The sequence below is a fragment of the Bradyrhizobium sp. UFLA05-125 genome (assembly GCF_059803515.1).
The window spans coordinates 1-13,072 of the sequence record NZ_JBANBJ010000127.1 but is presented as its reverse complement, the minus strand read 5'-3'; the positions used below and the strand labels follow the sequence as shown (position 1 = coordinate 13,072).

The 13,072-nt window shown below is 63.9% G+C and carries 12 protein-coding genes and 1 pseudogene; 3 read left to right on the top strand and 10 right to left on the bottom strand.

All coding sequences use genetic code 11. From position 1 onward, the window contains the following. The 7 genes from SO156_RS44535 to SO156_RS44505 form a co-directional block, all read right to left on the bottom strand. Positions 1–426, bottom strand: a 426-nt coding sequence (locus tag SO156_RS44535) for an enoyl-CoA hydratase-related protein (protein WP_498539268.1), incomplete at its 3' end; no start/stop codon positions are given. A gap of 112 nt (positions 427–538) precedes the next feature. Then, positions 539–1,336, bottom strand: coding sequence for a glutamine amidotransferase (locus tag SO156_RS44530; protein WP_498539267.1), 798 nt, complete (start codon positions 1,334–1,336; stop codon positions 539–541). A 224-nt stretch (positions 1,337–1,560) separates the two neighbouring features. Continuing rightward, a complete protein-coding gene (locus tag SO156_RS44525; RefSeq protein ID WP_498539266.1) occupies positions 1,561–2,340 on the bottom strand; it encodes an SDR family NAD(P)-dependent oxidoreductase in 780 nt (259 codons plus the stop codon). 221 nt (positions 2,341–2,561) lie between these two features. After that, a complete protein-coding gene (locus SO156_RS44520) occupies positions 2,562–3,050 on the bottom strand; it encodes a tellurite resistance TerB family protein (protein ID WP_458150800.1) in 489 nt (162 codons plus the stop codon). A gap of 170 nt (positions 3,051–3,220) precedes the next feature. Further along, complete coding sequence (locus tag SO156_RS44515) at positions 3,221–4,630, bottom strand: adenylate/guanylate cyclase domain-containing protein (RefSeq protein ID WP_458150801.1); 1,410 nt, start codon at positions 4,628–4,630, stop codon at positions 3,221–3,223. Between the two features lie 47 nt (positions 4,631–4,677). Beyond that, positions 4,678–6,045, bottom strand: a complete 1,368-nt coding sequence (locus SO156_RS44510; RefSeq protein WP_458150802.1) for a cytochrome P450 — start codon at positions 6,043–6,045, stop codon at positions 4,678–4,680. Between the two features lie 36 nt (positions 6,046–6,081). After that, entirely contained in the window at positions 6,082–7,455 is a 1,374-nt protein-coding gene (locus tag SO156_RS44505) for a hydrolase (protein WP_498539265.1), read from the bottom strand. A 137-nt stretch (positions 7,456–7,592) separates the two neighbouring features. Between SO156_RS44505 and SO156_RS44500 the strand changes: the two genes are divergently transcribed. Further along, the gene (locus SO156_RS44500) at positions 7,593–9,281 is read left to right on the top strand and encodes an MFS transporter (protein WP_458150804.1); all 1,689 of its coding nucleotides are present in this window, start codon (positions 7,593–7,595) and stop codon (positions 9,279–9,281) included. Between the two features lie 95 nt (positions 9,282–9,376). Here SO156_RS44500 and SO156_RS44495 read toward each other — a convergent pair whose 3' ends face one another. After that, on the bottom strand, positions 9,377–9,592 hold the full coding sequence (locus tag SO156_RS44495) for a hypothetical protein (RefSeq protein WP_458150805.1): 216 nt from the start codon (positions 9,590–9,592) through the stop codon (positions 9,377–9,379). A gap of 176 nt (positions 9,593–9,768) precedes the next feature. Beyond that, complete coding sequence (locus tag SO156_RS44490) at positions 9,769–10,065, bottom strand: hypothetical protein (RefSeq protein WP_458150806.1); 297 nt, start codon at positions 10,063–10,065, stop codon at positions 9,769–9,771. A 251-nt stretch (positions 10,066–10,316) separates the two neighbouring features. Between SO156_RS44490 and SO156_RS44485 the strand changes: the two genes are divergently transcribed. Further along, on the top strand, positions 10,317–11,363 hold the full coding sequence (locus SO156_RS44485) for a polysaccharide deacetylase family protein (protein ID WP_498539264.1): 1,047 nt from the start codon (positions 10,317–10,319) through the stop codon (positions 11,361–11,363). A 67-nt stretch (positions 11,364–11,430) separates the two neighbouring features. Here SO156_RS44485 and SO156_RS44480 read toward each other — a convergent pair whose 3' ends face one another. After that, positions 11,431–11,784: a hypothetical protein gene (locus tag SO156_RS44480; RefSeq protein WP_498539263.1), complete on the bottom strand. Its 354-nt coding sequence runs from the start codon at positions 11,782–11,784 to the stop codon at positions 11,431–11,433. 977 nt (positions 11,785–12,761) lie between these two features. Between SO156_RS44480 and SO156_RS44475 the strand changes: the two are divergent. After that, a pseudogene (locus SO156_RS44475) lies at positions 12,762–13,072 on the top strand (hypothetical protein); the annotation flags it as partial.

Genomic DNA, 13,072 nt, shown 5'->3' with positions numbered 1-13,072 from the left:
GGCCGTGGTGAACACCGTGTTGTCCGCCGCAAAGCGCAGGTCGCAATAGAGTGCATGCACGAGGCCGATGCCGGCGGTCGCGCCGTTGAGCATGGCGATGACCGGCTTCTTGATCGACGGATAATAGCCGTAGCGCGTCTGCCAGTCAGGCCGGCGGTTCATGTCGAAGGGCGGCAGGTTCGAAGCACGCCTGACATCGTTGGGATCGAGCCCTTTCAGCGCATCCATGTCCGCGCCAGCACAGAAGGCACGGCCCGCGCCGGTCAGCACGATGACGCGAACATCATCGTCGGCCTCGGCAGTTTCCATGGCGTGGCGGACGTCGCGCTCCATGATCGGGGTCCACGCATTCATGCGATCGGGACGGTTGAGCGTGATGGTCGCGATCTTGTCGCTGACCTCGTAGAGAATATGCTCGTAGCTCACGGCGCGTTCTCTCCTTTTTCTTGCTTGGTCGCGCGGCTTCGGCACGCGCGTTGAGTGCGAGCCTAACACATCCGGGAAACATGCAAGAGGAAGGCGGAACGCGCCGCCAGGATCACTCGGCTGCCTGCGCCATGACCGGCCTGCGCGCCAGCCAGATATCGACGAAGTTCTTCAGCCAGGCGCGCTCGGCAACGTCGTAGACCGCGCGATCCGCGAAATGATGGTGGCGGGCGCATGCGCCGGGCGCACTCAGGCCGTCATAGCCACGCGTGGTCCAGCGATGCATCATCGCGTAGGTCACGTCGGGATGAAACTGGAAGCCGAACGCATTACCGGCACGGAACGCCTGCACCGGAAAATCGTCACCCTCCGCGAGCAGCTCCGCGCCGCTGGGCAGCTCAAAACCCTCGCGGTGCCAGTGATAGACCTTTCCCGGCCAGTCCGGGCACAGCGCGTGACCCGCCGCCGTCGGACGGATCGGATAGTAACCGATCTGGGTGAGCGCGTCGGGATGCGGCGCGACGCGGGCGCCGAGCTGCATCGCGAGCATCTGCGCACCCAGGCAGATGCCGAGAAACGGCCGCTGCTCACGCAGCGGAATTTCGATCCAGTCGATCTCGCGGCGGATATAGTCGTCGCAATCATTGGCGCTCATCGGGCCGCCAAAAAACACGGCTCCGGCGTGATGCTCGAGTGTCCGGGGCAAGGAATCGCCGAAGCGCGGCCGGCGGATGTCGAGACGATGGCCGAGCGCGCGCAAGGCGTTGCCGACCCGGCCGGGTGTCGAGGATTCCTGATGCAGGACGATCAGAACGGGCAGCGGCGGCCTACGGTCGGCGGCGGCGTCTGGCGCCCTTCTCCTGAAGGGGACCACCTCTTCGCCACCAAACCTGTCCGTCCGGAACACCATTGCCCTTTTCGAAAGCTATCGGTTTAGACCGCGAGCATAACTAAGCGATCGTTAATTTCGTGTGAGTTTGCGCACACACTGAGCTGAAGGAGACGAAGCAAACGCCGGGCCAAAATCGGCGCGCCAAAGCACGATGAGATAAGGATGAATCGTCATCGCGCTTTGGGTTGTTGTTTGAGCATGATCTTTTCGGAAAACCGCTCCGCACTTTTCCGGATCATGCTCTAGCGCCGGCGCCTCTGAAACCCGCCGACGGCGGCCAAGATGAAGCCGCGCGGAAAGAAGCGCAGCAGGAACGGCACGATCTTGATGCCAAGACCAGGCAACACCGCCCGTTTATTGGCCATCAGCCCGTGATAAGCTGCAAGCGCAACATCAGCGGCCGGGACGTCGAGAACGGCGGAATCGAATCCCGGGGTAAAGCCTGCGCGGGCCTGAAATTCGGTCGCCACGGGACCCGGGCAAAGTACGGTGACGCGGACGCCGCGGGCCCCGAGCTCGCCGCGCAGCGCCTCGGTGAAGGAGATGACGTAGGCCTTGGAGGCGTAATAGACGGCCATGCCCGGGCCGGGGAGGAAGCCCGCGACCGAGCCGACGTTGAGAATGCCGCCCTTGTTCTTGACGAGCTGATCCGCGAAGCGCAGCGACAGATCAGTCAACGCGCGGATGTTGACGTCGATGATGCCGAGCTGCGCAGCGCGATCACACTCGATCGCATCGCCGAACACCCCGAAGCCGGCATTGTTGACGAGATGGTCGAGCTCGACGTCGGCACCGGCCAGTGCCGCCGCGATCTTCTCGCCCGCGCCAGCTTCTTCCAGATCGCAGGCGATCACGATCGGCGTCTTGCCGCCCTTGGCTGCGATCTCGCCGGCCAATGCATCGAGCCGCTCGGCACGCCGCGCCGTCAATGCCAGGCGGTGGCCGTTCGCGGCAAACACGCGCGCCAGCTCCATGCCTATGCCCGCCGAGGCACCGGTAATCAGCGTCACACGCTCAGTCACGATCGACGTCTCTTCAATGCAAGCGAAATTAGGACGCAACTCAGGGACGAGAGCATAGGCCGCGTGCACGATGCAAGCCGCCCGTCAGCCTCGCGACGAGCAGCCGGGATGCAGGAGGCAGAAAAACCGCTGATTTGAAGGGGTGTTCGGCTAGGCCGTCATCAGCCGATACATTAAAGTTTCGTCATGTGGTCGCCACTGACCTCGTCCCGCCGACGCGCTCAAGTACTGGCGACGCCGTCCTTGACCTGACCGGTGCGGCGGCTCGCGATGAGGTGCTTGAGGTCGATCCGGTCACGCTGCGACACGCCGAGCAGATCCGACGCACGCCAGACGACGTTGTCCTCGAACTCGGTCACCTGGTTGTCGGCATAGACGAGCTCCCACATCATCTCGACGATACGCTTGCGGCCCTCTTCATCGAGCGAGCGCATGATGATGCTGGTGAAGTGATAGAGATCGACCGCCTCGCCCTCGACCTGGGTCGCCGACGCGATCAGGCGATCCGCAGTGCCGCGGTCCAGCGAGAAATGGCTCTCGATCAGGCCGTGCAGCTTGCGCCGTTCGGCTTCCGTCGGCTCGCCATCCAGCGAGATCACATGGATCAGCAGCGCGGTGGCCGCCAGGCGATAATCGCTGTCGCCGAACGCGCGGTCCTGCGCCTGGGGGGCGACGATGTCGGCAATGAATTGGCGCAGTCCGTCCAGCATCAAATCCTGCCGCAATGGGTGGCGCCGCAACGGCGGCCTCTACCCCCTTATATGAGCGGGAAATTCGCACCGCGCAATGCGCGCTTATGCCCCGACCCGCATTACGTTTCGGCAATCTACTTGCACTCGTTCCGGGGCGCGCAAAGCGCCACGGAACGACTCAAAGGAACTCACGGCAGCTCGTACACCACCATCTTGTCGGCGATGCCGCGGAGCGCGGCCTGTTTCTGGATCGGCTTGATCGACCACTGCTCGAGGATCCTGGCGACCGCCGGCGCGTCCAGCACGGGACCGGTGATGTGGATTTCCTGGGCCATCGACACGCTCTGCACACGCGCGGCAATGTTGACGGTCCGACCGAAATAATCCTGCCGCTCGTTGAGCATGACCGCAAGGCAAGGCCCCTCATGAATGCCAATCTTGAGAACGAGATCTGCGGAGCCGCGCTTCTTGTTCAATTCCTCCATTGCGGAACGCATGCGCAAGCCGGCGACAAGCGCGTCCTCCGGCTTGACGAACGTCGCCATCACGGCATCGCCGATCGTCTTCACCACCGCGCCCTTCTCGGAAGCGATGATCTCGAGCAGCGCATGGAAATGTGCGCGCACGAGGTCGAAGGCGGCGAGATCACCGACGCGCTCATACAGCGCCGTCGAGCCTTTGAGGTCCGTGAACAGGAAGGTCAGCGAGGTGATCTGCAGGCGCTGGTCGATGTTGAGATTGTCCGCCTTGAAGACATCGCGAAAGGTCTGGTTGGACAGCATCCGCTTGGCGGTGAGAAACGGCTTGCGCTTGCCGATCAGGTGATGCAGCGCCTCGGCAGCGATGAACACGGTCGGCAGCACACGCACGCCGGCCTGGTTGTCCAAGGACAGCCGCAAGGGTCCGGGCCGCAAGGTCGTGGTCCCCGTCGGAGCATGGACCTTGTTGTACATGATCGCGAGCTGTTGACGCTCCTTGGTCGGCTCGCCCTGAATATCGATGAAATGCGCGGCATGTGTCACCGGCTCGAACACGATGATGAAATCGTTCGGAAGCTGGAGCGACATCGTCGCCTTTTCGCCGGGTGGAAGCTCGAGCGTGTCGAGCGTGACCTCATTGGCGAGGGTCTCGAACGACGCCTTGTTGAAATCGACGCCCGAGCTCCAGAACATCTGCTTGAAATACTCCCACACCGAAAGCGAGTCGGGATCGTGCGCCGCGATGCGCCGCACGCGCGGACTGACAGTGAAGGAGACCTCGACGGCCTCGTCGACGGACGCCTTGTAGCCGCAGGCGCAGAGCGCGCAGTGATAGTCGTCGGGCCGCAGCGCCTTCAGCGTCGTGTGGGCGCCGAGCACCCCGCCGCAGCCCGGACACAAGACGTTCCAGCTCAAATCAAACAGTCCGAGCCGCGCCGAATGCAGGAAAGCGGAGATGACCCGCTCTTCGTCGAAGCCATGCTGCCTGGAGAAATCGATGGCGTTGATGCGGTTGAGCTCGTGATCCTCGCCGCGATCGATCAGCCGCTCAATCTGGTCGACCACCTTGGGCTCGGCGGTCTGCTTGAGAACCGAAAACTGGGCCTGAATGTCGCTCATGCGGCCTCATCTAGTGTGTCGGCGCAGCGATCCCAAGGACCGGCTCGTCACCGTGGCGTGATACGGAACATGGGAGAATGGTCCGGCTGCGTCGTGACGACGCCGACGGGAATGACGGGCCCGGTGTCGACCATCTCAACACGGAATTCTCCGATCAGCCGGGCCAGGGCCAGCACCGACTCGGCTTGCGCAAAAGGCGCGCCGACGCAGACGCGCGGGCCGGCGCCGAACGGCAGATAGGCGAAGCGGTCGGGCGGAGTCGCCGACATGAAGCGCTTGGGAATGAAGGCGTTGGGCTGGTCCCAGAGCTTTTCGTGCCGGTGCAGAAGCCACGGGGCGATCATGATGATATCGCCCTTTTCGATCTCGACGCCCGCCGCGTTGTCCTTGTCGAGTGCCGCGCGCGCGATCAGGAAGGCCGGCGGATAGAGCCGCATGGTCTCATCGATCACGGCGCGGGTGAATTTCTGCCGGTCGATATCGGCCATGCTGTCGAGGTGCTCGCCGCGCGTCTCCGAGGCCACTTCCTCCTGGGTTTCGGGATCTAGCGCCAGCAGATAGAGCGCCCAGGACAGTGCCGTCGCGGTCGTCTCGTGACCCGCCAGGATCATGGTCGCGACCTCGTCGACGAGCTGCTCGTCCGAAAAGCCCTTGCCGGTCTCGGGATCGCGCGCTTCGTCCATGAGGTCGAAGAGGTCGCGCGGCGGCGCACCCTCCTTCTTGCCGGCGGCCCGCCGCTCCGCGATCAGCATCGCGACGAACGCCGTCCAGCGCTTGCGAAAACGGGCGCGCGCAAAATCCATAGGGCTCGGCCAGGATACCGGCAGCAGCATGTCGAGGAAATACGGCCGGCCCAGGCGCTGGCCGTATTCCATGACGAAGTTGCGCAAGGTCGCGCCGTGCTTGTCCATGCCGAACGAGAACATCGTGCGACCCGCGATCTCGAGCGTCATCCGCTGCATGATTTCGCGGAGGTCAACGATCTCATTGGTCTTCGTCTTGAGCTTCGCGATGGTCTCGTCGAGCACCGCCGTCATGTGCGGGACGAGGTTGGCGGTGGCGTGCGGCGTGAACGCGGGCGCCAACGTTCGCCGCTGATGCCGCCACGGCTGGCCTTCCGCGATCAGCAGACCCTGGCCAAGCACCGGACGCAGCATCCGGATGCCGGCCGGCGTGCGCGTATAGTTCTCGTAATTATTGAGCAGGATGTGGCGGATCGAGTCCGGCCGGTTGAGGATGAAGCTGTTGTGGAGAAAGAAGCGGCCCTTGATGACGTCTTCCTCGTAGGCGCGCTGTGCCCACGTCGCGATCATGTTCTTGCGGATCACCGCAACGCGGCGGAGGAATGGCATGCCCTCCGGCGCGCGCGGCGGGGTCGGCGGAATGATGGGCCGGCGCACCTTGGCGACATTCATGGGCTCTCTCCCCGCATATCCACCGCACCCACAGAGCTAGTAAGTCAGCTCGGCAATCGCAATCCTGTTCTCGGCGGCCGGCCAGGCCCGCGCCACGATCCGTTCTTCGTTGAACTCAGCCACGACGTTACGCCCGACCTCCGTGGCCGAAAGCCGCAGGGTTGCTGCCGTATCCGTTGGCACGCCCGGCTTGACGTCGGCCGGCTCCTTGCCGTCGAACAGCAAGATGTCACGCGGCAGGCCGAAATAGCCACGCGGCCGTGACAAAATCAGGACTGCACCCGCCCCGGCATCGGGCGGACCGAGCGGGCGGGCGGCGCGCAGGTGCACCACGTCCGACGAGCGCGGAAAGGGCGAGCGGTAGATATGTGTCGTCGGCGCGTCCGGCGAGGTCAGGACGAATTCGAGCGACCAGGTCGGGTCAACCTGCGCCAGCCCCCAGCGGCCATCGGCGGCGGTCTTTGAGCTATGCACTGCACCGCCCTGACGCTCGCCGCTCGCGGGATCGACGCGAAACAGCTCGACGGTGGCGCCCTCCACGGGACAATTGGTCGGCATGCCACCGGGCGTTCCCATCACCAGCCCGCTCAACTTGACGCTGCTCTCGGGCGTGATCGCGATGCGGTCCGGTTCGCGGCCCGCGATGAACTTGTAGATCTCGCGGAAGGCGCGTGGATGAAACGCCACCTCGCGATGATCGAGCGCACCGAGCACGAGATTGGTGGCGCCTTTCAGTTCCGGGCCCTCGGCAGTGACATTGGTAGGCACGCCGGGCTTGCCGATGAAGCGGCCGTCCGGTTGCGCATATTTGTCCATGCCGTCGCTGCGCAGGGTGAGGAAGGCGGGGCCCGGCGTGACCTCGCTCTCGCCCTCGTTCAGGCCGCGCAGGAAGGCGCCGCGGCCGTTGAACTCGCTGCCGAGCACCTCATCGCTGGCCCAGACGCCGTGATTGGGCGTGCCGCACAGCACTGCATGGCTGACATCGCCGGCGCCGCCATTCTTGATGACATTGCGGATGGCGTAGCCGCCACGTGAGCTGCCGACCAGCGCGACGCGCGCAGCGCCGGTGCGGCGCTTCAATTCGGCGATCGCGGCAGCCAGCTCGCGACGCTGATCCTCGGTCGAGGAGCGGTTGGGCTGTTCGACGCTGTCGATGTCCCGCGCGTTGGGGTCGGTGAAATTGATCGCCATCATGCGCGCGCGCGCAATGCCATTGGACTCCATCCGCCATAACGTCGTCATCCAGAGCGCGCCGTAATCGCCGTTGCCGTGCACGAACAGGATCGGAGGCACCTCGGCGGCGGCTGGCACTGCGGGCGTGGTCTGCGCCGATGCAGCCGTCCGCAAGCTCGCAACCGCGAAAGGTAGCGCGCTGGCGCCCTGCAAGATCATCCGTCGCGATAGTTTCATGTCGTTCCTCCCCGGCAAACCAATTGGTTGCACCGCTTATAGCCGTCTAACCACTGGACAGCGAAGGACTTTCGCAGGCATCACTGGGTCAAGCAGGAATCGCCGAACCATTTCTCGCAAGCTATTTGGAAGGGGATATGACCGAGCAGCCGAAACGCCAGAAATTTGCCAATGACGGCATCACCGCGCCCCTGCGGTATACCGTATTCCGGCGCATCTGGCTCGCCAGCCTGCTCTCCAATCTCGGGCTCCTGATCCAGGGCGTGGGCGCGGCCTGGGCGATGACGCAGATGGCGGCCTCGGCCGACAAGGTCGCGCTGGTGCAGACCGCGCTGATGCTGCCGATCATGCTGATCTCGATGCCGGCCGGCGCCATCGCGGATATGTATGACCGCCGCATCGTGACCCTGATCTCGCTCTCGATCGCGTTGATCGGCGCATCCGCGCTCACGATCCTGGCCGGGCTCAAGCTCATCACCCCCGAAACGCTGCTCGCCTTCTGCTTCATCGTCGGCAGCGGCAACGCGCTGTTCGGCCCGGCCTGGCAGTCCTCGGTCAGCGAGCAAGTGCCGCCGGACTCGCTGCCATCGGCGGTGGCGCTGAACGGCATCAGCTACAACATTGCGCGCAGCTTTGGCCCCGCGATCGGCGGCGTCATCGTTGCCGCGGCCGGCGCCGTGGCGGCCTTTGCCTGCAACGCGATCCTCTACCTGCCGCTGCTCGTCGTGCTGCTGCTCTGGCGGCGCTCCACCGAACCGTCGCGCCTGCCACGGGAAAAGCTCAACCGTGCCATGGTTTCGGGCGTGCGCTACATCACCAATTCGCCGCCGATCAAGATCGTGCTGACGCGGACGCTGGTGATGGGCCTGATCGGCGGCGCCATCATGGCGCTGATGCCGCTGGTCGCGCGCGACCTCCTGCATGGCGGCGCGCAGACCTACGGCATCATGCTCGGCGCCTTCGGCATGGGCGCCGTGGTCGGCGCGCTCAACATTCACGAACTGCGCAAGCGGATGAGCGGCGAATCGGCGATCCGCGCCTGCACGATCTCGATGGCCTTTGCGATGGCCGCCATCGCGCTCAGCAGCGAGCCGGTGCTGACCGCGGCAGCGCTGGTGCTGGCGGGCGCGGTGTGGATGGCGTCGGTGGCGCTGTTCAACATCGGCGTCCAGCTCTCGGCGCCGCGCTGGGTCGCTGGCCGTTCGCTGGCCGCATTCCAGGCCTCGATCTCCGGCGGCATCGCGATCGGCGCCTGGGGCTGGGGCCATCTCACCGACTACGCAGGCGTCGAGACGGCGCTGCTGGTTGCGGCCGGCCTGATGCTGATCTCGCCACTGCTCGGCCTGTGGCTGGCAATGCCGCGCGTCGGCGCGCGCAACGAGGACGCCGAGATGCTCGCCGATCCCGAGGTGAGGTTGTCGCTGACCGGACGCAGCGGGCCCCTGGTGGTCGAGATCGAATATCGCGTGGCGCAAGAGAACGCGCGCGCCTTCCACAATGTGATGCAGGACGTGCAGCTCTCCAGGCAGCGCAACGGCGCCTATGGCTGGTCGATCGCGCGCGACATCGCCGATCCCGAGTTGTGGACCGAGCGCTATCACTGCCCGACCTGGCTCGATTACCTGCGCCAGCGCAACCGCCCGACCCAGTCCGAGCGCGCGCTGCATCAGCAGGCGATCGATTTCCACATCGGCCCCGAGCCGGTGCGGATCCGCCGCATGCTCGAGCGTCCGTTCGGCTCGGTGCGCTGGAAGGAAGAGACGCCGGACCGCAGCAGCGGCGAGGTGTTGCCGGTCGTTGCGACCGCGGCGGGGAGCAGCACGTAGCTTTGAAACTCCCGTAGCCCGCATGAGCGATAGCGACATGCGGGGTCAGAAGTCCCGGATATCGCTTCGCTCATCCGGGCTACAAAGCGATAGCGTTACTGCCCGTGCTCTGTCAGCACCTTGTCGCAGGCCTTGCTGAGGCGGGTACGATTCTGCTTGAGGCAGGCGAGCACGGCCGAATCGCCATTGTTCATCACGGGACGGCAGAAGCGCGAGACGTCGCGGGCGCAGGCATCATGACCCGGCTGCTGCTGCGCCGACGCACCCGATGCGATCAGGGCCAATGGAAAAATCAAAAGAATTCTGCGCATCACGTAAATGCCTCATACCCGAAACGATAGGCGGGCGAACCTAAAGCGGTGGTTCCCGTGCTGCAACGGCTTTGTGATGAGCCGTACCGGCGGATGCGATTGGCCCCGGTCTGGCACCGGGGCACGTCGCGAGGGAGCTCAGCGCGCGATGATGATGGCATCATCAGGCACCTGTCTTAGTGCGCACCTTCCTGGGCGTCGGCGACCTTGTGCGACGGCGCCTTGGCGAGGTCCTTGTCCATCACGGCGCGGCAGCCGGGGCTGAGATCGGCGCGGTGCTTGAACATGCAGGCGGTGATCTTCGGAATGTTGGGGATTTCCGACGAGCACAGGCGGAAGGCGTCACCGGTGCACATCTGTTGGGCCTCGGCGGTGTAGGCAAAGCTTGTCGTCGAGGACAGGATCGAAACGAAAGCGGCAAAACCCAGCGCCAGGCCGGCGTCGCGGATTCTTGACGAGAACGAGGTGATCATTTGAGGCTCCCATTGGCGCCGCCGTCGGGCGGGGTGCGTTAACGGGAGCCACGATGCCCCGGCCAAACCGTTTCCACTGTGATGATGGTCACGACCGGCCCGCCGAGCGTGACATCGGTCACTTTGGCGCACCCCCCTGAAATTCCACCGCAACCGATGTCGTGTTGGTGTCACGTTAACTGTTCCTTCGCATTATCGGCCCGGCGCGGGGAAAAACCGCTTGTTTGGTTGCGTATTTGGAAAGAATAGCGATGCGTAATGCGTTGGGCCTGATAGCGGCCAGTGTGATTGCGGCGGTCGTGATCGCCGGAAGTTGGTTCTTCTATTCCTCGCGCGCCGAACAGGCCGCTCCCCAGACAATGGCCGCGCGCGCCTCGGACTCTCTGCCGGCCTCGGCGAGGCTTGCGGCCAAGGACGACGTCGAGGTCACCGCGGGGCTGTCCGGCAAGCAGACCGCGGCTGCGGCCCCTGCCGCGCCGCCGGCGCCCATGCCGGTTCAGCAGAAATCGACCTGCGCCAATCCGAACGCGCTTGGGGTTGCCCGCGTGGTCGAAATCGACACCACCGGCGGACCGGGCTTCGGCTTCGAGCATTTCAAGCAGTTCGACTTCCTCACCGACAAGGAGGTCGTCCTGACCTTCGACGACGGTCCATGGCCGAACAACACGCCTGCCGTGCTGAAGGCGCTCGCCGACGAATGCACCAAGGGCCTGTTCTTTGCGGTCGGCAAGCACGCGACCTATCATCCGGAAATCCTGCGCCAGGTGCTGGCCCAGGGCCACACGGTCGGCTCGCACACCTGGTCGCACGTCAATCTGAACAGCAAGAAGATGACGGAACAGCAGGCCAAGGACGAAGTCGAAAAGGGTTTTAGTGCGGTGAAGTTCGCGCTCGGCACCAACCCCGCGCCGTTCTTCCGCTTTCCCCAGCTCCAGCACAATCCTGCGATCGTGAGCTATTTCGGCACCCGGAACGTGGCGATGTTCTCGACCGATCTCGACTCCTTCGACTTCCGGAAAGAAAGCACGCCGGACAAGATCGTCAGCAACGTGATGACCAAGCTCGACAAGCTCGGCAAGGGCATCATCCTGATGCATGACTTCCAGAAGCACACCGCGGAAGCCCTGCCGACGCTGCTCGCGAGCCTGAAGGCCGGCGGCTACAAGGTCGTGCAGATCAAGGCGAAGACGACGTTCCAGACGCTGCCGGAATATGACGAGGCGCTGCTGAAGGATTTGAAGGTGCCGACCTCGAGCACGCGTCCGATCTCGAGCGTGGTGCAGACGGTTTCGCAGTAACGCGACGGACCACCACGCTTCGACAGTTCATGATGGCCGGGCTTCCCGGCCATCATCGTTTTTTGGATTACCAATAGATCCCGTGGCGATGAAGCTCGCTGATGATGCGGCCTTCGGTCCAGTAAGGCGTGCGCTTCGGTTTGTCGGTCTTCGCCGTGGTCTTGGTCGGGACTGCTGGCGTCTGCGTCGTTGCGGGCGTTGAGCTTGTGGTCGTCGTGGTCGTCGGTGTCGTGGACACGGCCGCGGGCCGGTCGACATATTTCGGCGCTTCGGTGGGCTTGGAGGCCTGCGCCGCTGTGGTGGTCGTGGCCTGCTGCGCGGCCGGATCATCAGCGGAAGCGAGCGTCAGGCTGCGCGAACCGGCGGCCTGAGCAGACGCGGAGGCCAGAACCATGGCGGCAACCAGAATGATCTTGCGCATGTACATGTCTCCCGTTTGGGCGTGAGGAGAGAGTAGGAGAGCCCCGCGCGAGCTTACGTGACGCATATCACGCAAGCAGCAACGTGGCGCAGAGGCCGTTCTGCATGTCTCGCGAGGACATTGTCCGCGCCGTCAAAGCCAAGGGCGCGTCGCTCAGAGCGCTTGAACAACCCATCGACACATTGGGGCCCCGGCGCAGTTGTGTGGGCTGCGCCGGGGTCATACGCACGTCCGCCGATAGGGGGTTGGGGGCTAGGAAACCGGCAAAGTGCGCGACGCCAATAAAGCACAGGCTGAGGCGTCAGAAAGTGTACCTTGTGCCAGTGGTAGCTTCGGTGAGGGCGAAAGCGGAGCTTCAGAGTTTGCCATCGGGCCGCATCTGCTCGATGCACTGACCGACGGTCCGTCCGGGCTGCGGCAAGAGCCTCTTCAACTAGCGCGCGGTCTCGCGGGGACAACTGGCTGAGCAAAAAGTCGCGCTCCTCGGTAGTCTCGGTGATGAGTCTTTCGGAGCCAAAGTCTGCTTGCCCGATACCCAGCATCTCAATTGCGCGTGCTGCGCTCAGGTCATGAGCTTGCCAAAAATTCTCGACACGGTCCCGATCTTCTGGCGAAAGCTGACTTAACAGGAATTCACGTTCAGCGTCTGTTTCGATCATCGGTTTGTTCACGACACGAAGTTCGACATCCTCAGCTGCGCAAGCAGATTTAGGAATGCAGAACCGAGGGCGTCAGTTCCGCGGCGCGCGACCTACCGTCGTGCCTCCCCACAAATCTATTGGTCAGGATAATTGTCGTATGCGGGCTATCACCTTTGCTGCCGGTATTCCGTTCTAGCAAAGATTGAAAATCCTAAGTGTTGCCTTCGGGATACATCGCATCTGCGCCAAGTCGACTAGGTTTGCGGTCGGGCGGGGTTTCTTCAAGAAAGTTCTGGCGGTCGCTTCAGGCGAAACGACGGGACGGGAGCAATCACAATGAAGAAGTTCCTACTGAGTACCGCGGCCGTGTTGGTGGTGGGCGCGACCGCTCCCGCCTCGGCGGCCGATCTGGCTGCGAAACCTTACACCAAGGCGCCCCCCGCGCCCGTAGTCACGATTTACGATTGGACTGGCTTTTACATCGGCGCCAACGGCGGATGGGGCCAAAGCCGCGGTTGCGTGGACTTCGTCACTGACATTTTTGGAACAGTCGCAGGTGGTTGCGCTACCCGCTCCGGAGGCCTTGTCGGCGGACAGATCGGGTATCGCTGGCAAACCAATCAGTTCGTGTTCGGATTGGAAGCACA

Bases quoted from the DNA above. Each gene is read 5' to 3' on its own strand.
- SO156_RS44490 (WP_458150806.1), bottom strand. From the start codon at position 10,065: ATGATCACCTCGTTCTCGTCAAGAATCCGCGACGCCGGCCTGGCGCTG.
- SO156_RS44515 (WP_458150801.1), bottom strand. From the start codon at position 4,630: ATGAGCGACATTCAGGCCCAGTTTTCGGTTCTCAAGCAGACCGCCGAG.
- SO156_RS44500 (WP_458150804.1), top strand. From the start codon at position 7,593: ATGACCGAGCAGCCGAAACGCCAGAAATTTGCCAATGACGGCATCACC.
- SO156_RS44480 (WP_498539263.1), bottom strand. From the start codon at position 11,784: ATGCGCAAGATCATTCTGGTTGCCGCCATGGTTCTGGCCTCCGCGTCT.
- SO156_RS44530 (WP_498539267.1), bottom strand. From the start codon at position 1,336: ATGGTGTTCCGGACGGACAGGTTTGGTGGCGAAGAGGTGGTCCCCTTC.
- SO156_RS44495 (WP_458150805.1), bottom strand. From the start codon at position 9,592: ATGCGCAGAATTCTTTTGATTTTTCCATTGGCCCTGATCGCATCGGGT.
- SO156_RS44505 (WP_498539265.1), bottom strand. From the start codon at position 7,455: ATGAAACTATCGCGACGGATGATCTTGCAGGGCGCCAGCGCGCTACCT.
- SO156_RS44485 (WP_498539264.1), top strand. From the start codon at position 10,317: ATGCGTAATGCGTTGGGCCTGATAGCGGCCAGTGTGATTGCGGCGGTC.
- SO156_RS44520 (WP_458150800.1), bottom strand. From the start codon at position 3,050: ATGCTGGACGGACTGCGCCAATTCATTGCCGACATCGTCGCCCCCCAG.
- SO156_RS44510 (WP_458150802.1), bottom strand. From the start codon at position 6,045: ATGAATGTCGCCAAGGTGCGCCGGCCCATCATTCCGCCGACCCCGCCG.